Source organism: Quatrionicoccus australiensis (genome assembly GCF_020510525.1).
In the GTDB taxonomy this organism is placed as follows: Bacteria; Pseudomonadota; Gammaproteobacteria; order Burkholderiales; family Rhodocyclaceae; genus Azonexus; species Azonexus australiensis_B.
Genome location: NZ_CP075188.1, coordinates 2,675,390 through 2,700,401, shown reverse-complemented (window position 1 = coordinate 2,700,401; position 25,012 = coordinate 2,675,390). Strand labels below are relative to the sequence as shown.

Sequence of the window (25,012 nt, the reverse complement as noted above, 5' to 3'; positions counted from 1 at the left end):
TTTCAGCCTGGATTTCAGCGATTCTTCTGAGTCAGGCGGCCGACGACTTTTTCCAGCGTATCGAGTACGCGTGCTGCGTTGAAAGGCTTGACGATGAAGCCGTTGGCGCCGCCCATGATTGCTTCCTGCACGGTGTCCGGGTCGGCGTTGCTGGTGATCATCACGACGGCGGTTTCCGGGCGGGCCGCCTTGATTTCGGCGAGGGCTTCGAGGCCGTCCTTCTCCGGCATCATGACATCGAGACAGATGATGTCCGGCTTCAGGCGATCGGCCATGTCGACCGCGATGACGCCGTTACGGGCTTCACCGACGACTTCGTATTCTTCGCCGCGCAGCATGGCGCGCAGGATGCTGCGCATCATGTCGTTGTCGTCGACAATCATGATGGAGGTGCGTTTTCTGGCCATGGTCTCAGTGGCTGGCGGTCTGGGCAGGGCGGCTGACCCGGTCGCGGCCGTCATCCTTGGCGTGGTAGAGCGCCTGGTCAGCGGCTTCGATCAACAGCCCGAACTCGTCGCTGTCGCCCGGTGCTGCGGCAGCAATGCCGATGCTCAGGGTGACATGGCCGAATGGCGAGTCGCTGTGCGGAATATGCAGTGCGTGGATGGCATGCCGGATCTTCTCGGCCATGAACAGCGCGCCACCGATCTGGGTTTCCGGCAGGACGATGGCAAACTCCTCACCGCCGTAGCGGGCGACGACATCGGCGGCGCGTTCCATGCAGCGCTGGATGGCGTTGGCTACCTGGCGCAGGCAGTCGTCTCCGGCCTGGTGGCCGTAGGTGTCGTTATAGCGTTTGAAGTAATCGACATCGCACATCAGCAGCGCCATGCTGGTTGAGCCGCGGCGAGCACGTCGCCATTCGCGCGCAATGTATTCGTCGAACAGCCGGCGATTCGGAATGCCGGTCAGTCCGTCGCGGGCGGAGAGGCGCATCAGCTCCTGGTTGGCAACGTCGAGCTTGCGGGCGAGGACGACCAGCGAGGTACGCATCTGGATGATGCGCTGCATGGCGCGAATCTTGGCGCCGAGCACGACCTCGCTGATCGGTTTGGTCAGGTAGTCGTCGCCGCCGGCCGCGATGCCTTTCTCGATATCCTCGTCCTTGTCGAGTGAGGAGAGAAAGATGATCGGTGTCCAGTTGCCGTTTTCCTCGAGGCCGCGGATGCGCTGGGCGACGGTGAAGCCGTCGATATCGGGAAGAATCACGTCGAGCAGCACCATGTCCGGCCGCTCAGCCTGGAAAACCTCGATGGCCCGTTCGCCATTGTCGGCCTGGACAGCCGTCGCACCATAACGCTGGACGTATTGCGTAATGATCAGCAGGCTGCTGCGGGTGTCTTCGACAATGAGGATTTTCATGGCTGGCGAACTTCAGGATCGCGGCAGTCTAACGGCAATAACTGTTGAAGAACAGCAGTCCGCCTGTCGATATGCCGACTGCGACAGTGCACCAGCAAATCGCGTAGATCAGGGCGCGGCGCGCTTCATAAGCCGCATGGTGCTGCTTGCAGGTGAAGTAGCGCTGAAACTCGCCAAAAGTCACGACAACCGCGAGCAGGAAAAAAATCATCCCGCTGAACAGGAAAATGATCGGTCCATTGCTTAGCTCGCGACAGGCGCTGACCGTGAAGCGCAGCCGCATGAGCACCGAGTCGGTCTTGAAGGCAAAGCGGCTGACGGCGTAGGTCAGCAGGCCAAAACCGGCAATCAGTCCGAGCGTCAGCCAGGTTTCGCCGCGCTTGAACTGGGCAATGATGCCTTTCAGTTCGGCACTGATTTCCCTGAGTAGATTGACCAACCATTTCATGAGTGTTTACCGCCGTTTCGGGCGGTCCAATGTGCTAAATTCGAAGGAAATAACGTCGGATGGAAGATTACCATGACGAAACAAATTGATAACAAATTGACGGCGGCGCGCGCCAGGGAAGTTCTTGTCTCGCCCAAGGCCCGCCGCTTCGGTAAATGGACGGCCATTGGCGTGGTGGTTTTCGGACTGCTCGGCTTTTTTGCTGCGCCGCCCTTGCTGAAATCCGTGCTTTTGTCGCAGCTTGCCAAGGAATTGCACCGCGATGTCAGTATCGAAACAATATCCATCAATCCCTTTGCCCTGTCGGCGCGGGTGCAGGGCCTGGCGATCAAGGCCGAGGGTGGCAAGGAAGTCTTCGGCTTTGACGAATTGTTCGTCAATCTGTCGACGGCATCGATTTTCAAGTTTGCCGCCGTCGTCGACGAGATTCGTCTGCAGGGGCCGCGCGTCGCCGTGGCGCGTCTCGCAGACGGGCGTTACGACATTTCCGACCTGCTCGATGAGTGGATGAAGCCCAAGGACGAGCCGGATACCGGAACGCCGCGCTTTTCGCTGAACAATATCCAGGTCGCTGACGGCAAGGTCGTGTTCGACGACCAGCCCAAGGGCAAGGTGCATACGATCAGTGAGCTGAATCTGGGCGTGCCTTTTGTTTCCAGCCTGCCCTATCAAGCCGAAGCCCTCGTTGAGCCGAGCTTTTCGGCCAATATCAATGGTTCGATAGTTGCCCTGAAAGGGCGCAGCAAACCTTTTGCCGGCAACCACGAAAGCGAGCTTGATCTCGATGTCGACCACTTCGATCTGGCCGGCCTGCAGCCCTATTTGCCGGAGAACCTGCCGCTGCGTCTTGGCGCCGGTACGCTCGATTCCGAACTGAAGGTGGTGTTCAAGGAAGTCACTGACCAGGTGTTTTCGCTCAGTGTCATCGGCAGCGCGCATCTCTCCGGCCTGGCCTTGTCCGAGAGTAACGGCCAGCCGCTGCTCGGCTGGAAGCGTCTCGATGTCGACCTGGAAAACGCCGACCTGATCAATCGCAAGTTCGCTGTCAAACGGGTGGCGCTCGACGGGCTGGATGCCAGCCTGTCGGTCAACCGCCAGGGCGAGCTGAATGTCCTGATGCTGGCTGACAAGTTGAGCAAGCCGGCAGGCAAGGCGCCGGAAGCCAAACCGGCCGAGCCGGCACCGGCAGCCGGCGCACTGACGTGGTCGCTCGGCGAGTTTGCACTGAGCAACGGCCTGCTGCGCTGGAAGGATGATTCCAAGCTGACGCCGGTGGCCGGCGAAGTACGCGACCTGCACGTCGCGGTCGGCAAACTGGACAGCAAGCTGGCCGAGCCGATCGAAATCAGCGATGTCAGTTACCAGGTCGATCTCGGCGAGCGTTTCCGGGTCGAGAAAATGCAGATCAAGGGCATGCGCGTCGATCTCGGTGCGCATCGCATCGATATTGCCGAAGTGACCAATTCGCAGACGCGCGCCCGCATGCTGCGCAACAAGGAAGGCCAGATCGAGTGGGTCAGTTCGCCGGTGCTGAAGACGATTCGTGCCACCGATGCCAAGGCGAAAGATGAAAAGCCCTGGATTGGCAATGTCGCCAAACTCAATATCGAGGATCTTGCTTTCCGCTTCGAGGACAAATCGACCAGTCCGGCGGCGGTGCAGGAACTCGAAGGTTTCAGCCTGCATGGCGAAAACCTGAGCAACGAGCCGAACAAGCAGGGCAAGCTGGCGCTGCAGGGCAAGATCAACAAGAAGGGCAGCCTCAAGGTTGATGGCAGCCTGCAGATCATGCCGCTCAATGCAGCCCTGAAGATCGAAACGCAGGCCATCCCGGTGATGCCGCTTGAGCCTTATTTCGGCCAGTTCCTGAACATTGCGCTGACGCGTGGCCAGGTATCGAACAAGGGCGAGGCAACGGCCCTGATCGAGAAGGATGGCACCTTCAAGGCCGGCTACAAGGGCTCGGTGACGCTGGGGGATTTCCTGGCGGTCGACAAGGCAAACAGTGCCGATTTCCTGAAATGGAAATCTCTCTATCTGGGCGGCATCGATTTCCGTCTGCAGCCGATGACGATCAATGTTGGCGAAATCGCCCTGGCAGATTTCTATTCCAAGCTGATCCTCAACCAGGCCGGGCGTCTCAACGTCCAGGACATCGTCAGGAAGCCGCAAGGCGAAACGCCGGCCACGACACAGGCCGCTGCGCCGGCGCCGACGGCAGCGAACAAGACGGCCGAGGTGAAGGCGGTCGAACCGGTGAAGCCGCCGGTGCCGATCAAGATTGCCAAGATCACCTTGCAAAACGGCACGGTCAATTTCTCGGATTTCTTCGTCAAGCCCAATTACACGGTCAATGTCACCAAGCTGGGCGGGCGCGTCACCGGCCTGTCGTCGGCTGCCGATACCGTGGCTGACCTCGATCTGCGCGGCAGCTACGCCAATTCGGCACCGGTCAGCATCGTCGGCAAGCTGAACCCGCTGGCGGCAAAGTCCTATCTCGATATCAAGACCGACATCACCGGTGTCGATCTGGTTGCCTTCTCACCCTATGCCGGCAAGTACGCCGGCTACAACATCGAGAAGGGCAAGCTGTCGCTGAACCTCGCCTACAAGCTGGAAAACAACCAGCTCAATGCCGACAACAAGCTGTTCATCGACCAGTTCACCTTTGGCGACAAGGTCGATAGTCCGGATGCGACCAAGCTGCCGGTCAATCTGGCCATTTCGCTGTTGAAGAACAATCGTGGCGAGATCGACCTCAATCTGCCGATTTCCGGCTCGCTCGACGACCCGCAATTCTCGGTCGGCGGTCTGGTCGTCAAGGTCATCGTCAATCTCTTCGTCAAGGCCGTGACCTCGCCGTTTGCGCTGCTTGGCTCAATGTTCGGCGGTGGCGAGGAACTTTCCAATGTCGAATTCGCACCCGGCCGCGCTGCGCTCAACGAAGTCGCCGGCAAGAAACTGGAAGCCTTGTCCAAGGCGCTGACCGAGCGCGCCGCGCTGAAGCTCGAAATCACCGGTCGTGCCGATCCTGAAGCCGACAAGGAAGGCATCAAGCGCGTCGCCATCGAGCGCGCGATGAAGGCCGAGAAAGCCAAGGACACGCTGAAGAAGAAGGGTGAGGGCGAATCGCTGGACAACATCGAGATCAGTGCGGCTGAATATCCGACCTACCTGACGCGCGCCTACAAGGAAGCCAAGTTCCCGAAGCCGCGCAACATGGTCGGTTTGCAGAAGGATCTGCCGGTCGAGGAAATGGAAAAGCTGATGCTGACCAACCTGCCGGCCACCGATGAGGATATCAAGGCGCTCGCCGCGCGGCGTGCCGAAGCGGTGCAGGCTTGGCTGGTCGACAACGGCAAGGTACCGGTCGAGCGCATCTTCCTGCTGCCACCGAAGACGGTAGCCGATGAAAAGGGCAAGGCCAATCGTGTCGATTTCTCGCTGCGCTGAGTGCTCATGACCGAGTTGTTCGGCCCGGCCATGCTGGTTGGCGTGGCCGTCGTTATCCTGTTGCAGGTGGCACTGCTGTTGCGCGGCAATCGGCGCCCGGATGACGAGTTGCGTTTGCGTGAGCTGCGCGAAAGCCAGGAAAAGGGTATGGCCCGGCTCGAGCGCGAGTTGCGCGAAGAGCTGGCGAGGGGGCGGCGCGAGGATGCCGAAGAGGCATTCCGTGATCGCGAGGAAAGGGCGCAATCCTCGACCCTGCTTGGTCAGGCGCTGGGCACCCAGGTCAGCCAGTTCGGCAGCGCCCAGGCTGAGCGCCTGGAAGGCTTTGCGCGCGAGCTGAACCGCTTTTCGCTGGGGCTGGACGAGCGTTTCGAGCGCCTGAAAATGGCCGTTGAAGGACGGTTGACCGCTATCCAGGCCGACAATGCGGCCAAGCTCGAGGAAATGCGCCGCACCGTCGATGAAAAGCTGCACGCGACGCTCGAGCAGCGTCTCGGCGAATCCTTCAAGCTGGTCAGCGAGCGTCTCGAACAGGTGCATCGCGGCCTCGGCGAAATGCAGAGCCTGGCGGCCGGCGTCGGCGATCTGAAGCGCGTGCTGACCAACGTCAAGAGCCGCGGCACCTGGGGTGAAGTGCAGCTGGCTGCCTTGCTCGAACAATTGCTGACCGCCGAGCAGTTTGCCGCCAATGTCGCGACCCGGCCGGGCAGCAACGAGCGCGTCGATTTCGCCATCCGCCTGCCTGGGCGCGGCGATGGCGCCGTGGTCTGGTTGCCGATCGACGCCAAGTATCCGATCGAGGATTACCAGCGTCTGCTCGATGCGCAGGAACGCGGCGAGCCGCTGGCGGTCGAAGAAGCGGCGCGGGCGATCGAGCTGCGCCTGAAGGCGGAGGCAAAGAGCATTCACGAAAAATACGTGGCGCCGCCGCACACGACGGATTTTGCGCTGCTTTACCTGCCGCTTGAGGGGCTTTATGCCGAGGCGTTGCGCCGCCCGGGGCTGGCCGAAACCCTGCAGCGCGATTTCCGGGTTAGTCTGACCGGACCGACGACGCTGGCGGCCATGCTCAACAGTCTGCAGATGGGCTTTCGCACGCTCGCCATCGAACAGCGCTCGGCTGAGGTCTGGGCGGTGCTCGGCGCGGTCAAGACGGAATTCGGCAAGTTCGGCGAGGCGCTGGCGCATACGAAGAAGAAGCTCGACGAAGCGAGCAACAGCATCAGCAAGGCAGAAACGCGGACGCGGCAACTGACGCGCAAGCTCAGGGATGTGGAAGCCTTGCCGGTGGCAGAATCAGAACAATTGATCGGGGTGGTGGATCTGGATGGCGAAGACGACTGAACTTGAAGCGCTCTACAAGGCGACGACTTACCGTGTATTCCTGCCGGGTGGGATTTGCGAGCTGCGCATCGGTCAACCGTGCGAAACCCTGCGTTGCTGGCTGGAAACCTGCGGCTACACGGAGTTCGCGATCATCACGGCGCACAATCCGGGCGGTCAACCGGTTGCGGCGGCACAAAATGCCGAACGCCAGGCCGAACTCGAATGCGAGCTGATCGAAGGCAATTACGAGCCGTATGCCGGCGAGAATGTCGCCGATGATGCCGCCTGGCCGGTCGAGGAAAGCTGTTTCGTCGCCGATATCGCCGCCGAGGATGCCTGCGCGCTGGCCGAGGACTTCGGCCAGAATGCCATCGTTTTCGGTACGGCCGATGGCGTCGCGCAGTTGCTCTGGATCGAGACAGAATGACCCGGCGTATCGGTCGTTTCGAGGTGCGTGGCGAGCTCGGGCGCGGTGCCCAGAGCACGGTCTATCTCGGCTTCGATCCGCAGCTGCAGCGCGAGATTGCGATCAAGACGCTGCATTTCGGTCGTTCCGATCCGGCGCAGAATCGCGTCCTGCTCGACGAGGCGCGCATGGTCGGCAAGCTGCGCCACCCGAATATCGTGCCGATTTTCGAGGCGGGCGAAGAGGGCGGCGATCTCTACCTGGTCTTCGAGTACGTGCCGGGCAAGAACCTGTCCGAATTCCTGCGCGACAGCGGCGCGCTGTCGCCGGTCAAGGCGGTCACCCTTTTGCGGCCGATTCTCGATGCGGTCGCGCACGCGCACGCCATGGGCATCATCCACCGTGACCTGAAACCGTCGAATATCCTGCTCGACGAGAACGGCATGGCGCGGGTCATGGATTTCGGGATCGCGGCACGGGTCGATGCGCCGGACGCAGGCAAGGAGGAATACACCGGCACGCCGGCCTACATGGCGCCGGAGTACATCGAGAAGCGCGAAATCAGCGAACGCTCGGACGTCTTCGCGGCCGGCCTGATCCTGTTTGAAATGCTGGCCGGACGGCGTGCCGTCGAGGGCGGCAACATTTATCAGGTGATGCATCGCATCGCCAGCGAAGACCAGCGTCTGCCCGGCAGCGTAACGGTCGATGAGCGTCTGGGCAGCATTTTGTACAAGGCACTGGCGCGCGATCCGCAAGTCCGCTATCAGACGGCAACGCAACTGGCCGAGGCGCTCGACAATTACCTGGCACCCGAGGAGGACGCTGCGGCAAGTGGCGAGGGCAAGCAGTCGACGATCGATTTCCTGCTCCGCCGCATGCGGCACAAGAGCGATTTTCCGGCGTTGTCGGAGTCGGTCAGCGCGATCAACAAGATCGCCAACAGCGAGACGGAGAGCATCAACAAGCTGTCCAATTCCATCCTCAAGGATTTTGCGCTGACCAACAAGCTGCTGCGCCTGGTCAATTCGGCCTATTTCCGCCCGGCCGGCGGCGGCAGCATCAGCACCGTGTCGCGCGCCGTGATCGTGCTCGGCTTCGAGGCGGTTCGCAATATCGCGATCACCGTGCTGTTGTTCGAGCATCTGCAGAACAAGGCCAACGCCAACCAGTTGAAGGAAGATTTCCTGCGCGCCAACCTGGCCGGCATCCTCGCCAAGGACATTAGTGCCGCGGCGCAGATGCGCGATCTGGAACAAACCTTCATCTGCTCGCTGTTCCATAGCCTGGGGCGTTTGCTGTCGCAGTTCTACTTCCCCGAAGAGTCCGATGAAATCCGCCGGGTCATCGCCCAGAAAAACTGCAGCGAAGACAACGCCGCCGCGCAGGTGCTGGGGATCTCCTTCGAGGATATGGGGATTGCGATTGCCCGTCAGTGGGGCTTCCCGCCGCTGATTGTCGGCACGCTGCGCAAGTTGCCGAGTGGTCAGGTGAAAAAGCCGGTGACGCAGGAGGATCGTCTGCGCGTGCTCTCCGGTTTTTCCAACGAGTTGTGCGACGTCATCGCCCAGGCGACGCCGGAAGCGCGTGACCGGGAAATGAAGAAGGCGATGGCGCGCTTCGCCGATGTCATGTCCCTTGACCAGCAGGAGTTGCAGCAGACCGTGCAACGCGCCGTCGAGGAGGTGGCCGAGTTCGCCCGCATCATCCATCTCAACATGCAGCAGACCACCTTCGGCAAGCAGATGCAGTTGTTCGCCCGACATGGCGGACAGGAGAGCGTAGCGGTCGACCGGCAGGATGGCTCGGATTTCATGGGGCAGACCATCCTGCGTGACAATTCGTCGCTGGCGACCGGCGATCCGGAGGATACCGGCTCGCTGACGGTCGATGCGCAGGACATCCTGACTGCCGGCATCCAGGACATTAGCAATACCCTGGTCGATGGTTTCAAACTCAACGACATCCTGCGCATCATTCTCGAAACCATGTACCGGGCGATGGGGTTCAAGCGGGTTGTGCTGTGCATCCGCGATGCCAAATCCGGCTGCATGCAGGGGCGTTTCGGTTTCGGGCCGGAGGCCAACGAGGTCGCCAAGGCTTTCCGTTTTCCGCTCAGCTTTACGCCGGACATCTTCCATGCCGCGACCTCGAAGGGCGTCGATATCCTGATCAGCGACATCAATGACCCGAAAATCGCCGAGCGTATTCCCGATTGGTACCGCAAGGCGGTGCCCGCACATTCCTTCGTGCTTTTCCCCCTCAATATCAAGGGCGCACCCGTGGCGCTGATCTACGCCGATCGCGACGAGCCGGGCGGGATTTCAATTCCGGAAAAGGAGTTGTCCTTGCTGCGGACCTTGCGCAATCAGGCAGTGCTGGCCATCAAGCAGGGCAGCTGATACGGGCAAAGGCGGTCACCAGAAACAAGAAGGGGAAGCAGCGCTTCCCCTTTTTCATGTTGTCTCGCTGGTGCTTACCAGAGTCGCCACCAGGCGACCTTGCGGTCCAGGCCATCCTTGTAGAAACGGCTTTGCGGGAAGTTCTTGCGCATGATGCGGTCGGCATCATCACGCAGATCGTTCATGCCCAGCTTGTCGTAGGCGGTGACCAGGATGAACATCGCTTCTTCAATCGCCGGTGCCTGCGGGTAGGTCTTGACCGCGAACTGGGCACGGTTGGCGGCAGCGATGTAGGCGCCGCGCTTGACGTAGTAGCGGGCGACGTGAACTTCCTGCGAGGCCATGGCGTTGACCAGGTAATCCAGGCGCTTGCTGGCATCCGGCGTGTATTTGCTGTTCGGGAAGCGCGTGACCAGTTCGCGGAAGGAGTCGAAAGCTTCGCGGGCAGCCTTGGGGTCGCGCTCGGTCGGGTCCTGGGTGCTGATGTAACCGGCAATGCCGAGATCGTCATTGAAGTTGATCAGGCCCTTCAGGTAATAGACGTAGTCGACGGCCGGGTGGCCCGGGTGCAGCTTGATGAAGCGGTCGCAGGCGGCCAGCGCCGAGCCCGGCTCATTGCCTTTCCAGTAGACGTAACCGAGTTCAAGCTGGGCTTGCTGGGCATAGCGGCCATAAGGAAAGCGCGACTCCAGCTTTTCCAGGTACTTGGCGGCCTTGTCCCAGGTCTTGTCGGCCTGGGCGTCCTTGGCTTCGGAATAAAGCTTGCTCGCCGACCAGCTGGCGGTTTCATCCGGTCCCTGGTCCATCGAGCCGCAACCGGCGACGAGGGCCGCAAGGAAAAAAGCCATCACCAGACGGAAGAGGGCGGGAAAAGACTGGAATGCGGGTAAACTTCGCATCATGAACGATCCTATGGAAAACTCCGGCGATTATAGCCGAACTGAACCGCTCCGCCTGACGGTTCCTGATGCCAGCTACGGCCGGCGTCTCGACCAGGTCCTCGCCGACCTCCTGCCGCAGCATTCCCGCAACCGTCTGCAGGGCTGGGTCCGCGACGCCTGCGTGCAGGTCGACGGCAAGGTTGAAACCGAACCCAAGCGCAAGCTGCTTGGTGGCGAGAAGCTTGAGCTGGTCGAACCGACCGATGCGCACAGCCTGGCCGAGCAGCCGGAAGACATCCCGCTCAACGTGGTGTACGAGGATGAAACCCTGCTCGTCATCAACAAGCCGGCCGGCCTCGTCGTGCATCCGGGCAGCGGCAACTGGAGCGGTACGCTGATGAACGCGTTGCTGCATCATGTACCGGGCATCGAGCAGATTCCGCGTGCCGGCATCGTGCACCGTCTGGACAAGGAAACCAGCGGCCTGCTCGTCGTCGCCAAGACCCTGGAAGCGCAGACCGATCTGGTGCGCCAGCTGCAGGCGCGTACCGTCCATCGGCATTACCAGGCAATCGCGGCGGGTGTGATGAAGAAGGATGGCGGCGTCGAATCGCCGATCGGCCGGCATCCGGTACAGCGCATCAAGATGGCCGTGGTGCCGGAAAATCGCGGTGGCAAGCCGGCCGTGACCTGGTACCGGGTGATGGAAAACTTTGCCTATTGCACCTTCATCGAGTGTTCCCTGGAAACCGGGCGGACGCACCAGATCCGCGTGCACATGGCGTCGATCAATCATCCGCTGGTCGGTGACCAGGTCTATGGCAAGAACAATCCGCTGCTGCCGGCCTTTCATCGTCAGGCCTTGCATGCGACGCGGCTTGGTCTGGTGCACCCGGTGAGCAGCCTGAAAGTCCAGTGGGAGGTGCCGATGCCGGAAGACATGCGCAACCTGCTCGATACCTTGCGCTATGGCTGACCTGCTGGTCCCGGACTGGCCGGCCCCGGCCAATGTCCGGGCGGTGCAGACAACGCGGCGCGGCGGATTCAGCCCGGCGCCGTGGGATAGCTTCAATCTTGGTGATCACGTCGGCGACGATGCGTCGCGCGTCGCGGCCAATCGGGCCGAGTTGCGCCGGCATTTGCCGGCCGAACCGTGCTGGTTGCAGCAGGTGCACGGAGTCCACACGGTCGACGCCGCACAAACGGCAAATTTGCCGACGGCGGATGCGTCCTTTTCACATCGGGCCGGGACGGTCTGTGCCGTGATGACCGCCGATTGCCTGCCGGTCCTGTTCTGTGACCGGGCCGGCACGGTGGTCGCCGCCGCGCATGCCGGCTGGCGTGGCCTGCAGGCCGGCGTGCTGGAAGCGACCCTGGCTGCGATGGCGGTTCCGGCTGGTGAGATACTCGCCTGGCTGGGACCGGCGATCGGCCCGGATGCATTCGAGGTCGGCGATGAGGTGCGCGCCGCTTTTCTCGCGCACGATCCGCTAGCCGCCGCGGCCTTCAAGCCGCATGCGGCGGGCAAATGGCTGGCTGACATTTATCTGCTGGCCCGGCAGCGGCTGCAGGCGGCCGGCGTCGCCTCGATCAGCGGCGGCAATTTCTGTACGGTCAACGCCCCGGAAAGCTTCTTTTCTTATCGCCGCGACGGCGTCACCGGCCGCATGGCCAGTCTGATCTGGCTCGTCGCCCCGACCTGAATCCCGGCTCTCGTTAAGCGGCAACGTGCCCGGTGCCGGGTTTTGGCAGCCGCATTGTTCTCAGCATTGCTTCCAACCCCCGCCTGATCTCCGGCCGAGCGCCCCGCGCCGTCAACGCTAATTCAACGCTGACTGTCGATACTCGAGCCCATTGCTGGTAACCGGGGGCATTTTGCCGTCCCGGTCGGGGTGATCCGGCGCAAGCCGGACGGGCTAGGGGAGCTTGTTGTGAGGAAGAATCAGGAACTGCGCCGTTTTTGGGCGCTGCTGGCCGGGCTGCTCCTGGCTGGCAACGGGCTGGCGCAAATGCCGGGCGATATCAATGCCGCGGCACGCCAGAGTGAAACCATCCAGCGCCAGCAGCAGGAACGCTTGCGCGAGGATCTCGACAAGGCGCGCCAGGCGGTACCGGCGGTGGACGGCACTGATTTGCGCAATTTGCGGCCGCAGGTGGCGGTGCCCGAACTCGGCGTCGCCTGCCGGCAAATCACCGAAATCCGCGTCGCTGGGGCCGATCACCTGGCGCCGGAACTGGTCGCGAGCAAGACGCGCCCCTTCGTCGAGCGCTGCCTCGGCGTCGGCGAGATCGAGGCCATCCTCAGCGAACTGACCCGCGCCTACATTGAACGCGGCCTGATCACCGCCCGCGCCTACCTGCCGGCACAGGATCTGCGCAGCGGCGTGCTGCAGATTCAGGTCATCGAAGGCGCGATCGAGGGCTATCGCATCGAGGGCGAAGGCAGCCGGATTTTCCCCCCTGGGGTGTTTCCGGCGGCGCCTGGCGAGTTGTTGAACCTGCGCGATCTTGAGCAGGGCATCGACCAGATCAACCGGCTTGCCTCGAACAACGCGCAACTCGACATCCAGCCGGGCAGCAAGCCGGGCAGCAGCATCGTCGTCGTCCGCAATACGCCGACCTTTCCCTTGCACCTGCTGCTGTCCTACGACAACCAGGGCACGCGTTCGACCGGCAATCACGGCGCCGCCGCTTCCTTGTCCTTCGACAACCCGCTCGGCCTCAATGAGCGTTTCCTCTATTCACACCGCAAGACCTGGTCGGAGGCCGAGGCCGGGCACAATTCGCAGAACGATGCCTTCGAGTTCTGGCTGCCCTTCGGTTACTGGTCGCTGACCCTGAGCACCAGCCGTTCGGACTATCTCAATGCGCTGACCGTGCCCAGCGGAGCCGTGCTGCGCAGCGAAGGGAACACCGAGACGAGCAGCATCGGCCTCGACCGCGTGCTCTACCGGGACCAGTCGATGCGCAGCTCGTTCTCGATGAAACTGACGACGCAGGAGGCGAAGAATTACCTGGAAAGGCAGTTGCTGACGGTAAGCAGCCGCAAGCTGACCTTCCTCGACTTCGGCCTGCGCTCGTCGGGCACCTGGCTGGGCGGCATGCTGAGTGGCCAGCTCGGCTATGCGCAGGGCCTCAAGGGCTTGGGTGCGCTCGAGGATGCGGCGGATATCGATCGCGACTCGCCGCACGCGCAGTTCAAAAAGACGGCGCTCGATCTTTCCTACCTGCGCAATTTCAGCCTGTTCGATCAGGAATTCTCCTGGTCCAGCCAGTTCTCCGGCCAGTACGCCCTGACCGCGCTATACGGATCGCAGCAGATGCTGATCGGCGGCCACGGTTCGGTGCGTGGCTTCGTCAATAGCTCGCTGAGCGGCGACCACGGTTATTTCTGGCGCAACGAACTGGGGGTGCCCTGCCGGCTGCCGCTGTTCGGCCGCGTGATTCCCGGCCGCGCCTTCGTCGCCTACGACTTCGGCAGCGTCAGCAGCATCGCCGACGGCAGCCCGCGCGGCAGTCTGAGCGGCGCCGCACTCGGCGTGTCGCTGCAATGGAAGGATCTTTCCCTCGAAGTCTCGGCCAGCCGGCCGCTCTCCATGCCTGCCGGCGTAACCCGCGAGGCAGCCCATGCCTGGCTGCGCCTGTCGTATTCGCTGTAAGGAAAAAACATGAACCATATCTACCGTACCGTCTGGAATGCCGCGCTTGGCGCCTGGGTTGCCGTCGGCGAACTGGCCCGTTCGCATTCCTCTTCCTCGGCGGCCGCATCTGCCACCGCGACGGCCGCTGTCAGCCTGCTTCTGCCCTCGCTGGCGATGGCAGCCGGTTCAGTGAACACCGCCAACAGTCAGACCGGCAGTTATGTCGCGCCGAACGGCGTGACCGTGGTCGATATTGCCAAGACCAACAATGCCGGCTTATCGCACAATCTGTTCCTGCAATACAACGTCGATGCCAAGGGTCTGGTCCTCAATAACGTGACCAAGGATCAACTGGCGCAGCAATCGCAACTGGCCGGCATGATCTCGGGCAATGCCAATCTCGACCAGGCGGCGAAAGTCATCCTCAACGAGGTGCTTTCCAACAACCGCAGCGTGCTTGCCGGTTACAGCGAAGTGCTCGGCGGCAAGGCCGATGTTGTGCTGGTCAATCCCTACGGCATTACCTGTACCGGCTGCGGCTTCATCAATACCGACCGCGTCACCCTGTCGACCGGTACGCCTTTCCTGAACAGCGACGGATCGCTGGGCGGCTTCAATGTCAGTCAGGGCGACATCCTGATCAACGGCAGCGGTCTCAATGCCAGCGGGCAGCAGATCGTTGATCTGTTGATGCGCTCGCTGCGTGTCGAAGGGCAGATCAACGGGCGCGATCTCGGCGTTGTTGCCGGCGCCAACCGCTGGGACTACGCGACGCGCACGGTGACCGGCCAGCTCGCCGCGGTCGGCAGCAGCCCGGTCTATGCCATCGATACCGCCCTGCTTGGCGGCATGTACGCCAATCGCATCCGCCTGCTGGCTACCGAAAGCGGCGTCGGCGTGCGCATGGCCGGTGACGTCGCCGCCAATGCCGGCGATTTCACGCTGTCGGCGGCCGGTGTGATCGAGCTGCGTAACAAGGTCTCGGCGCACCAGAACATCGCCGTCGGTGGCGAGGCGCTCGACATCGCCGGCGCGGCGCTGACTGCGAAGCAGGACCTGACGCTGGCTGCCGACAACGCGCTGACGCTGAGCGGCAGCGCCCTGGTTGCCGGGCGCGACCTGCAGGTCAGCGCAGGCAGCCTGAGCGATACCGCCGATAACGGCAGCCTTGACGACAATAACCAGCGCTACGCGGCCGGCAAGCTGCAACTTGCCGTCACCGGGCAGGCTGCGCTGGCCGGGACGACCTGGCGCAGCGGCGGCAACTGGCAAGGCACGGTGGGCAGCCTGAGCGTCGATGCGGCCGGAGCCGGTCTCGCCAGCCAGGGCAGCCTGGCGCTGGGCAGCACCAGCGGCGATCTCGATCTGGCCGGTGCAGCGCTCAAGGCAGTTGGTGACCTCGCACTCGCCGCCAGCGGCAAGCTGCGCACGCAAGCCGGCAGTGGCCAGGGCATCCAGTCCACAGCGGGCGACGTGTTGCTGCGCGCCGGTGCGGGACTGGACAACGCCGGCAGTATTTCGGCCGACCAGGGCAAGACGACGCTGCGCGTCGGCGGTCAACTGCGCAACAGCGGGCAAATCCACGGCGCCATGGCGCTCGATATCGCCGACGCCGACGGCGCCGCCAGCCAAAGTTTGAGCAACAGCGGCAAGCTGCTCAGCGAGGGCAGCCTGAGCCTGCTCGCAGCCGCCGCCAATAATGCGGCGAGCGGCTGGATCCAGGCGGCAAGCGGCAGCCGGGTGCAACTGGTCAGCCTGGGCAATTCGGGCTCCTGGCTGCTGTCGACCGCTGGCGGCGCGACGGCCGACCAGATCAGCGTCGCCGGCGAGCTCAACAACCAGGGCGTGCTGCAATCCGCCCGTTCGTTGGCGTTGAGCGCCGGCGGTGCCGTCGACAACGGCGGCCAGCTGCTCGCCGACGGCGCGCTGGACATCGCCAGCCAGGGCTACCTGAATCGCGATACTGGCGTTACCCAGGCCGGCGGCGTGCTCAGCCTGGACAGCGCCAACGCCGCCCTTGCCAACGCCGGCCTGCTCAAGGCCGCCGACGTCAGCCTGCAGAGCCGCGCCGGCCTCACCAATTCCGGCATCGTGACCGCCGACAGCGGCGCGACGACGATCCGCGCCAGCGGTCAACTCGCCAACAGCGGCCAAATCCATGCCGTGACCCTGCTCGATATCGCCGATGCCGATGGCGGCGGCAGTGCCAGCCTCACCAACAGCGGCACGCTGCTCAGCGACGGCAGCCTGAAGCTGCAGGCCGCGGCGACGAACAACACGGCGAGCGGCTGGATCCAGGCGGCGAGCGGCAGCCGGCTGCAACTGGGCAGCCTGGGCAATTTGGGCACCTGGCTGCTGTCGACCGTGGGCGGCGCCAGCGCCGACCGGGTCGATGTGGCCGGCGACGTGAACAACGCCGGCGTGCTGCAGGCGGCCCGTGGCCTCGAACTGACGGCGGGCGGTGGCGTGGACAACGACGGCAAGCTGCTCGCCGCCGGCGATCTGACACTCAGCAGCAACGGCTACCAGAACCGTGCCGACGCAGTGACCCAGGCCGCCGGCGCCCTGCATCTGTACAGCGGCAACGTGCTGCTCGGCAATGCGGCGAGCGGACTCATCAAGGCCGCCAGCATCAGTCTGACGAGCGGCGCCGGGCTGGACAACGCCGGCCTGATTGATGGCGAGGCCGGAGCGACGACGATCCGCGCCAGCGGTCAACTGCATAATAGCGGCGAAATCCATGGCGCCACGGCGCTCGACATTGCCGACGCCGCTGGCGGCGGCAGCGCAAGTCTGGCCAACAGCGGCAGCCTGATCAGCGACGGCCGCCTGGAGCTGAAGGCCGGTGCGGCGAACAACGCGGCGAGCGGCTGGATCCAGGCGGCGAGCGGCAGCCGGGTGCAAGTGGGCAGCCTGGGCAATTCCGGCACCTGGCTACTGTCGACCGCAAGCGGGGCGCTTGCCGACGAGCTGCAGGTTGCGGCCGGTCTCGCTAACGACGGCGTCGTGCAAGCGGCCCGGACGCTCGCGCTGACGACGGGCGGCGCCATCGCCAACAACGGCAAGCTGCTCGCCGGGGGCGACCTCGCGATCAGCAGCCAGGGCTACCAGAACGGTGCGGCCGCGGTGGTCCAGGCGAGCGGTGCGCTCAGCCTGGACAGCGGCAACGCGGTGCTGGGCAATGCGGCGGGCGGCCTGATCAAGGCGGCCGGGGTCAGCCTCAAGAGCGCCGCCGGCCTGGTCAATGCCGGCAACATCAGCGCCGCGAGCGGCGCGACGACGCTCCGGGTCAGCGGTCAACTCGACAACAGCGGCCAAATCCAGGCCGCCACGGCACTCGATATTGCCGCCGCCGACGGCGGCGCCGGTGTCAATCTGGACAACAGCGGCCGCCTGCTCAGCGGCGGCAGCCTGAGCCTGCAAGCCCTGTTCGCGAACAATGCGGCGAGCGGCTGGGTCCAGGCGGCGAGCGGCAGCCGGGTCGAACTGGCCGGGCTGGGCAATTTCGGCACCTGGCTGCTGTCGACCGCCCCGGGTGCGACCGACACGCTCAACGTTGCCGCCAACCTGGTCAACGCCGGCACCCTGCAATCGGCCGGCATCCTGGTACTGACGGCAAACGGCATCGAAAACCGCAGCGCCGCCCTGATCAAGGGCGGCAGCCTGCAGCTCAACAGCACGGACGGCCTCGACAACGCGGGTTCGCTGGTCGCGGCCGGCGCTGACGCCCAATTGCGGGTCGATGGACAAATCGACAACAGCGGCCAGATCTATGCCGCGACCCTGCTCGATATCGCCGACGCGAGCGGCGGCGCCAGCGAAAACCTCAATAACAGCGGCTTGCTGCTCAGCGATGGCCGCCTCAAGCTGCGCGCCGCGGCGGCCGGCAATTCGGGGGCCGGCTGGATCCAGGCGGCGGACGGCAGCGAGGTTTCCCTGGCCAGCCTCAACAATGCCGCGACCTGGCTGCTTTCCAATCGCGGCGGCGCACTGGACGATATGTTCGCCGTGGCCGGCAATGTCGACAACCGCGGTGTGCTGCAGTCGGCGCGCCGCCTCGATTTGAGCGCGGGTAGCGTCGACAACCGCGATGATGGCCTGGTCAAGGCGGCCAGCATGAAATTGGCGAGCCTCGGCGCGCTGAACAACTTCGGCCAGATTTCGGCCGTGACCGGCGCTGCGACCTTGCGGCTGGCCGGCAAACTCGACAATAGCGGCCAGATTTATGCAGCGAGCGCGCTCGATATCGCCGATCTCAACGCGGGTGGTAGCGAGGACTTCAGCAATAGTGGTTTGCTGCTCAGCGATGGCAGCATGCAGATCAAAGCGGCTGCAGCCAAGAACACGGCCAGCGGCCAGATCCAGGCGGCCGGGGCGAGCAAGCTCGAACTGGCCAGTCTCGACAACGAGGGCGTCTGGCTGCTGTCGACCGCTGCCAGTACAGCCGCCGATACCGCCGACGACAATCTGACGCTGACCGGCAAACTGCTCAACCGGGGCATCCTGCAGTCGGCCCGCGCCTTCGATGTCGATGCGGGCAGCATCGAGAACGTGAAGCAGATCTACGCTGCCGATAAGCTGACACTGGACAGCAACGGTTACACCAACCGCGCCGGCGCGCTCACCCAGGCGGCCGGGGAACTCGTGCTGAAAGCCCGCGACGCCTCGATCGCCAACGAAGCCGGTGGCATCATCGCGGGCAATCGTCTGACGATTTCGACCACCGACAGCATCGTCAATCAGGGCGTGCTGCAAGGCGGAAAGGAAAGCGGCAGCACACTCACGGCCAACCAGCTCGACAACCGGGCCGGCGCCATCATCACGCTGGCCACCGATGCGCTCGGCGGCGGCCAGGTCGTCGCCAACAGCGTGCTCAACGCCGGCAAGCTCCAGTCGATAGGCGACATGGCGCTGCAGGTCAGGAACAGCATCAACGACAGCGGCCTGATTCTCGCCAACGGCGATCTGACGGTGCGGGGTACTTCGGGCGATGTGCTCAACGTCGATGTCAGCGGCCAGATGCAGGCCGGCGGCAAGCTGAGCCTGAGCGGCCAGAACGACAGCCGGGCCCTCAAGCTGGCACTGGCGAGCGGCGCCAAGGTGCTGGGCGGGACTTTCGACCTGAAAACGCAGCAACTGACGCTGGGCGGCAACACGAGCCTGTCCTCAACCGGTGAGATGAAGATCGCCGCCGACAAGATCGCGATCGACGCCTGGGACAGCCGCATTCTCGGCGCCATGAACGGGACTGCCAAGACGATCATCGAGATGACTGGCAACTTCCTGTTTACCAACAACGGTCTGATCTATTCGGCCGGCGATCTCGATTTTTCTACGCCGAGCCACATCCTGAACATGGAGACCGCCGGGATTTCGGCCGGGCACGATCTCGTGTTGTCCTCTGATAACAACAACATCAGCAATTACGGCGCGTTGTATGCCGGTAACCTGCTCAAGGTCACGGCAAGCGGCGGCGGCAGCATCTACAACGAGGGTGGCCTGAATCCGCGCGGCACCATGAATGCCGGCAAGCGCATCGAGCTGACGGCGGGCAGCAGCGTCGAAAACAGCAGCATGATCTACAGCGACGGCGACATCACGGTGTCGGCGCCGACCGTCGTCAACGAGGTTTATGGCGGCGACCGGCGGGTCTGGGGCAGCGAAACCGAGGTCTACAACATTCAGACCAAGATCGTTGACAAGGGTTTGTACGCCAGCCCCTGGTATCACGAAGCCTGGGAGGAGTACGAGCGGAAGACCGAAGCCAGGCAGTATTACAACGGCGGCAAGCCCACCTATCGGCCACAGATCCTCGGCTCCGGTACCGTGACCTTCAACGGATTCTCGAACTTGACCAATCTGGGCGGTGAAATCTGGGGCGGAAACCTTGTCCTTGCCGGCAATGGCAGCGCACTCGTCGTCAATGACGCCTACGATCTGAACAAGCGGGAAACGGTCAGCACCTATTCGCATTACATCCGCTACGAGGGCTACTCTTTCCTCGTCTATGAAGAGGACTACAACCACAATCTGGTCGTGCAAAATCCGACCTACAGCAAGCTGAACGAGAATGTCGGGGCCGGCATCTTTGCCAATGCCAGTCTCTCCGGCTCGGGCTTTACCCTGGTCAATGGCTCGGATCCGACCGCCAGCGGCAAGGCGCTGGCGGTCACGGTGACCGCCAAGACCGGTGCCCAGGTCGAGGCCGCACAGGCTGCCGACAAGGTCAGCACGAAGCAGCCCTGTTCGGACACCTGCAGCAAGACGGACGATACCGGTGGCGTCAATGCCAAGGACGATGAAGGCCTCAAGGACAAGGGAGCCGCTGCCGATACCGGCTCATCGGTCGACGACGTCGAAACGGCCAAAAAGAAGGAAGCGACCAACAGCGGCGGCGCGACGACGGGCAAGGCGCCGACCGTGTTCGGCAGTCCCGACCCGGTGGCCAAGGTCAACGGGCAGAGCTTCGGCGGCATCAACATCGTTTTGCCGAGCAATCCGAACGGCTATTTCGTGACGACCAAATCGAGCGACTCGCATTACCTGGTCGAGACCAATCCGCTCTACCTCAACGTCCCGGGTGGGGCCAACGGTCTGAGCTCGGATTACCTGTCACAGCAGCTCGGCTACGATCCGGACAGCCTGCTCAAGCGTCTCGGCGACGGCGGCTACGAGGAATACCTGATCCGCCAGCAGCTCAGCGCCCGTACCGGACGCAGCATTCTCGCCGGCTATGCCAGCTCGAGCGAGCAGATGGCCAAATTCATGGACAACGCCGTGGCGCAGAGCAAGGATCTCGGTCTGGTCCTCGGGCAGGAGCCGACCGCGGAACAGTTGTCGCACCTTGGCAGCGATATTGTCTGGCTGGTCGAAACCGTGGTCAGCGGCAGCAAGGTGCTGGCGCCCGTGGTTTACCTGTCGGAAGCGACGCGCAAGAGTATCGTCAGCGGCGCGGTGATCGAAGCCGACAGTGTCAATTTGAATCTCAACGGCATGGTCAATGCCGGCGGCACGATCAGCGGCAAGAACACGCTCAACATCGTCAGCAGCGGCGATATCGTCAATCTTTCCGGCGCCATCGGCGGCGGCGATGTGAGCCTCAAATCGACGAGCGGCAGCATCATCAACAAGACGCTGAGCAGTGAGATCAAGACGGCCTCGGGTACCGACACCGTGCTCGGCAAGACGGCGACGATTACCTCCACCGGCAAGCTGGCGCTCGATGCCGCCGCCGACATCAAGGTCATCGGCGCTCAGGTCACGGCCGGCGGTGACGCCAGCCTCAAGGCCAAGGGCGAAGTCAGTTTTGACACCATCGAGGCGCGTTCGAGTTCGAAATCGTCGAGCCAGAGCGGCGACGTTTTCAATAGCAAGAGTTCGTCGGTCGAGGTGGTCAATGTCAAGCAGGTCAAGTCGGGTCTGACGGTCGGCGGCGATCTGCAGGCAACGGCAGGCAAGGACATCACCTTTGCCGGCACGGATGTCACGGTCAAGGGCGACGCGGCGCTCGACGCCGGCGGCGCGGTCAAGGTGATCAGCAAGGCCGACACGACGACGACCAAGAGCAAGACCGAGGAGAGTGGTCTCGGTGTCGGCGGCGGCCTCTGGGGCACCTCGACCGTGAGCGAGGAACGCACGGAAAGCCGCAATGTCGCGAGCACGGTGAACATCGGCGGCAATGCCTCGATCAAGGCCGGCGAAGATCTGACCTTGCAGGGCTCGAAGCTCAACGTCGCGGGCAATGCCCAGGTCGATGCGCGCAGCATCAATGTACTCGACGGTCTGGACGGGGTGACTACCAAGACCGAGAAAAACACCACTTCGATTCTCAAGGTCACCAGCGGCACCGGCAGTTCCGCTTCGAAGTCGGCCGCCGACGCGAGCAGTTCCGACCAGGACAAGACCGCGCAGGCCCAGGCCGGCGCCAGCGCCTCGGCGGCGGCCCAGGGCAGCGGCGGCCTGGCCTTCGTCAGCAACGAACAGGTCACCACCAACAGCAAGACGACGACCAGCGTCGCTTCGGCCTTCACGGTGGGCGGCAATGCCGATCTCAAGGCGAAGGAAAACCTCAATGTCACCGGCTCGAAGATTGATGTCGGTGGCGACCTGGCGATCGACGCCAAGAAGGTCAATGTCCTGGCCGGGCGCAACGAGTCGACGACGACGACCAGTTCGACGACGACCAACATCGGCCTGATGGCCAGTTCGAGCAACAGTGCCGGCGCTTCGGCCGATGCCGCGGCCAAGGCGAGCGACAAGAGCCTGATCCCGACCGCCTCGGCGAGTGCCAATGCAGCCGCCAATGCCAAGTCGGAGAGCGGCGTCAGCTTCGTCCAGGTCGATACGCTGAACAGCGAGCAGCAGAAAGTGAGCAATGTTGCCGCCGGCATCAAGAGCGGCGGCGATCTCAAGGTCAAGGCCGAAGAATTGAAGCTGACCGGCAGCACGCTGGAAGCGGGCGGCGATGCCAGCCTCAAGGTGGACAAGATCGAGATTCTTGCCGCCAAGGACAGCTCGACGAGCAAGTCGTCCTCGACCCGGACTTCGATCGGCCTGCTCGGGAGCAGCGACAACAATGTCGAAGCCGGCGCCAGTGCCGATCCCGGCAAGGGTTTCAATGCCAAGGCCAATGTCAGCGGCGACGCGTCGTCGGCCAACAAGCTGACCTTGCTCAAGGTCAATGCAGCGACGGCGGAATCGACCGATATCACGAACCAGGGCTCCGCCCTCAAGGTCGGCGGCAACCTCAAGGTCGATGCCGGCAACCTGCAGGTGACCGGCTCCGATATTGCCGCCGGCGGATCGGCGGTGATCAAGGCCGACACCCAGAAGTTCGACGCGGCGGTCGATGTGCATGAGAAGAAGAGCACGAGCAATACGACGACCGCCGGCTTGTACACCGATGCCTCGGCCGGTGCGCACGCCAATGCCGAATTGACCGGCAGTGTCGATGCCTCGGCCACGATCAGCATGGGCTATTACGTGAACAACAGCGGCAGCAGCGCGGTCAACGGCAGTACCAAGGCTGTGGTATCGACGCTCAAGACCGGCGGCGACCTGGTTCGGGTGGCCAAGGAAAGCATCAGCGATACCGGCACGGCGATCGAGGTTGGCGGTAACCTGGTGCAGAGCGCCAAGACCATCACCAGCAAGGCGGCGGCCGACAGTACCTACAGTTCGAACAGCAGCCAGACGACGGAAGGGCGCGTCGGCATGTATGCCGGTGCTTCGGCCAGCGCCGGCGTGACGTCGGGGGCGGCAGCCGATGCCTCGGTCGGAATGGTAGTCAGCGCTGATCACAAGAACGACAGCAGCAGCGTCAAGGAGACGACGGCCGTCGTCTCCAACATCAAGGTCGGCGGTACCTTCTCGAGTGTGTCGAGCGGCACGACCAGCCTGGAAGGGACGAAGATCGATGCCGGCGGCGATGTCGCGCTCAAGGCAGGCGATCTGAAGTTCAGCGCAGCCCGCGATACCCGCGAATCGTCTTCGACGACCGCCCAGGCTGCCGCCAACCTGCAGATCAATGTCAATGCCGAGAGCGTGGTCGGCGGCAAGTTCAGCGCCTCCGGTTCCGGCGGTACTACGACGGGGAGCAGCAGCACGGCGGTGGTCGGCGGCATTGCCAGCGGCGGCAAGCTCCGCATCGAAACGGCGAAGGATGCCGTCTTCGAGGGAACGGCCCTGGAAAGTACCGGCCCGACCCAGGTCGCGGCCGGCGGCAACGTGCGTTTCGACGCCGCCAACAGCACGGCGCAGAGTTCGTCGCGCAGTGCCGGGGCGGCGGTCAGCGCCGGGATGTCCTCGGGCGGTTCGGCCGACAAGTCGGAGAAGAGCGGAGCGCTGTCGGCCTCGACCTCCTACGAACAGTCGGACAGCCAGAGCACGACCAAGACCGCGGCGAAAATCCAGAGTCTGGGCGGGTTGACCGTCAGCAGCGGCGGCGATGCGCGCTTCGAAGGCACGCAGATTGCCAGCGGCGGCGACACGACGATCGCGGCCAAGGGCAACCTGGCCTTCGATGCGGCGCACGATACCGCGTCGACGACCGGCTTCAAGGCCGGCGTGTCGCTCGGCGCCAGTTCGGGCAAGGTCAGCGAGAACGGCAAGAACACCAAGACCGAGTCGGTCAGTGCCGGCCTTTCCGGCGGTTACAGCGAGAAGAAGAGCGATACCGCCAAGGCGGCTTCGCTTGTCGGTCTCGGCGACGTCAAACTGAGTTCGGGCAAGGACCTGGTGCTCGAAGGCACGGGCATTGCGGCCGACGGCAAGGTTGCGGCGGCAGCCGGTGGCGAGGTCATCCAGAAGGAGGCGAAATCGAGTTCGAGTTCATTGACCCTGGCCGGCGGGGCGACGGTGACCCTGAAGAACAAGACCGAGTCGACCGACAAGTACGCCGACCCCAAGCCGGAGGTCAAGGACGACGGCCTCGGCTCGGCGAGCGGGGCTGCCAAGCAGACCGGTGCGGCTGCGAAAAAAATGAAGGACGGCAACGACAAGCAGGTGGCGACCGACGATCTCGGTTCGGCCAGCCAGGTCGTCAAGTCCTCCGGCAATGGCGCAAAAACCGCCAATCCGGCCAATGCCGCCAAGGATGTCGAGACCGACGGTCTGGGCTCGGCCAGTGGCATTGCCGGGCAGAGCGGTGCAGCCGCCAAAACGGTCAAGGACGGCAAGGGCCTGGTCAGCGACGACGGCCTCGGTTCGGCCAGCGCTATCGCGGGCCAGACCGGCAAGGCGGCCAGGAACATACAGAACGGCAGCGACAACCAGGTGCTCGACGACGGATTGGGCTCGGCCAGCCAGCTGACCCAGGCCTCGGGCAAGGGCGCCAAGGAGGCTGGCGCCTCCGGACTCGAAAGCCTGGCCAACAAGGTCAAGAATTCCGACCTGGTGACCAGCGCCAAGGCGTCCAAGCTGGGCAAGCTGGTCGCCAAGGGCAGCGAGCTGAAAAGCAAGGTGCCGGTCAGTGTTGGCGGCATCAGCGGCGATTTCGGCGTGAGTAACAAGGACAGCGGGAAGTCGGTCGACATCAAGGGCGGCAAGGGCGTCGAGATCCAGTCCGGGGTCAAGGCGCTGCAGTAAATCCCGGTCTT

The 25,012-nt window shown here is 63.5% G+C and carries 12 protein-coding genes; 8 read left to right on the top strand and 4 right to left on the bottom strand.

All coding sequences use genetic code 11. The features are described from left to right. Nucleotides 1-14: 14 nt before the first annotated feature. The 3 genes from KI612_RS12970 to KI612_RS12960 are packed head-to-tail and all read right to left on the bottom strand — an operon-like array spanning nucleotide 15 to nucleotide 1,810. Nucleotides 15-407, bottom strand: a complete 393-nt coding sequence (locus KI612_RS12970) for a response regulator (protein ID WP_226440494.1) — start codon at nucleotides 405-407, stop codon at nucleotides 15-17. Nucleotides 408-411: 4 nt separating this feature from the next. After that, nucleotides 412-1,362: a diguanylate cyclase gene (locus tag KI612_RS12965; protein ID WP_226440493.1), complete on the bottom strand. Its 951-nt coding sequence runs from the start codon at nucleotides 1,360-1,362 to the stop codon at nucleotides 412-414. 28 nt (nucleotides 1,363-1,390) lie between these two features. Next, nucleotides 1,391-1,810, bottom strand: coding sequence for a hypothetical protein (locus KI612_RS12960; RefSeq protein ID WP_226440492.1), 420 nt, complete (start codon nucleotides 1,808-1,810; stop codon nucleotides 1,391-1,393). A gap of 72 nt (nucleotides 1,811-1,882) precedes the next feature. Between KI612_RS12960 and KI612_RS12955 the strand changes: the two genes are divergently transcribed. Genes KI612_RS12955 through KI612_RS12940 form a run of 4 tightly spaced genes read left to right on the top strand, consistent with a single transcriptional unit; the run spans nucleotide 1,883 to nucleotide 9,394 of the window. Continuing rightward, nucleotides 1,883-5,263, top strand: coding sequence for a DUF748 domain-containing protein (locus tag KI612_RS12955; RefSeq protein WP_226440491.1), 3,381 nt, complete (start codon nucleotides 1,883-1,885; stop codon nucleotides 5,261-5,263). 6 nt (nucleotides 5,264-5,269) lie between these two features. Beyond that, nucleotides 5,270-6,604 (top strand): DNA recombination protein RmuC, encoded by a 1,335-nt coding sequence (locus KI612_RS12950; RefSeq protein ID WP_226440490.1) that lies wholly within the window; start codon nucleotides 5,270-5,272, stop codon nucleotides 6,602-6,604. Continuing rightward, nucleotides 6,588-7,013, top strand: a complete 426-nt coding sequence (locus tag KI612_RS12945; RefSeq protein ID WP_226440489.1) for a DUF3293 domain-containing protein — start codon at nucleotides 6,588-6,590, stop codon at nucleotides 7,011-7,013. The genes KI612_RS12950 and KI612_RS12945 overlap by 17 nt, the downstream gene beginning before the upstream one ends. Further along, nucleotides 7,010-9,394 carry a serine/threonine protein kinase gene (locus KI612_RS12940; protein ID WP_226440488.1) on the top strand — a complete coding sequence of 795 codons (2,385 nt, stop codon included), beginning with the start codon at nucleotides 7,010-7,012 and terminating at the stop codon, nucleotides 9,392-9,394. Before KI612_RS12945 ends, KI612_RS12940 begins: the two co-directional genes overlap by 4 nt. Nucleotides 9,395-9,468: 74 nt before the next feature. Here the strand turns inward: KI612_RS12940 and KI612_RS12935 are convergent, their stop codons facing one another. Then, complete coding sequence (locus KI612_RS12935; protein WP_319002943.1) at nucleotides 9,469-10,296, bottom strand: outer membrane protein assembly factor BamD; 828 nt, start codon at nucleotides 10,294-10,296, stop codon at nucleotides 9,469-9,471. Between KI612_RS12935 and rluD the strand changes: the two genes are divergently transcribed. The 4 genes from rluD (at nucleotide 10,295) to KI612_RS12915 (ending at nucleotide 25,001) form a co-directional block, all read left to right on the top strand. Then, entirely contained in the window at nucleotides 10,295-11,251 is a 957-nt protein-coding gene (rluD, locus tag KI612_RS12930; RefSeq protein WP_226440487.1) for a 23S rRNA pseudouridine(1911/1915/1917) synthase RluD, read from the top strand. The two genes, KI612_RS12935 and rluD, sit on opposite strands and share 2 nt — an antisense overlap. Beyond that, a complete protein-coding gene (gene pgeF, locus KI612_RS12925; RefSeq protein WP_226440486.1) occupies nucleotides 11,244-11,978 on the top strand; it encodes a peptidoglycan editing factor PgeF in 735 nt (244 codons plus the stop codon). The genes rluD and pgeF overlap by 8 nt, the downstream gene beginning before the upstream one ends. 228 nt (nucleotides 11,979-12,206) lie before the next feature. Next, nucleotides 12,207-13,934, top strand: a complete 1,728-nt coding sequence (locus KI612_RS12920) for a ShlB/FhaC/HecB family hemolysin secretion/activation protein (protein ID WP_226440485.1) — start codon at nucleotides 12,207-12,209, stop codon at nucleotides 13,932-13,934. Nucleotides 13,935-13,943: 9 nt separating this feature from the next. Then, nucleotides 13,944-25,001, top strand: coding sequence for a two-partner secretion domain-containing protein (locus tag KI612_RS12915; RefSeq protein ID WP_226440484.1), 11,058 nt, complete (start codon nucleotides 13,944-13,946; stop codon nucleotides 24,999-25,001). Nucleotides 25,002-25,012 lie beyond the last annotated feature (11 nt).